We start from the raw sequence: 238 nt of genomic DNA, 5'->3' as shown, positions 1-238 counted from the left end.
CTGTTCATATGATTGAAACAATTAATAAAATTGTTCGTACATCGCGTCAGATTTTACACGAAATCGGGCGTGAACCTACGCCAGAAGAATTGTCTAGTAAACTTTCTATGCCCTTAGAGAAAGTGCGAAAAGTTCTTAAAATTGCAAAGGAACCGATTTCACTTGAAACACCCGTTGGTGATGAAGATGATTCCCATTTGGGTGATTTTATTGAAGATAGGAACGCATTATTGCCGAT

At 37.8% G+C, this 238-nt stretch carries 1 protein-coding gene; it reads left to right on the top strand.

Translation table 11 applies throughout. The features are described from left to right. Positions 1 to 238: sigma-70 domain-containing protein (locus ACFINS_RS10925; protein WP_375706284.1), on the top strand; the 238-nt coding region annotated here is incomplete at both ends.

Source organism: Bartonella sp. AA2SXKL (assembly GCF_042197205.1).
Lineage (GTDB): Bacteria > Pseudomonadota > Alphaproteobacteria > Rhizobiales > Rhizobiaceae > Bartonella.
The sequence above is the reverse complement of the archived record's forward strand: the minus strand, read 5'-3'. Positions and strand labels throughout refer to the sequence as shown.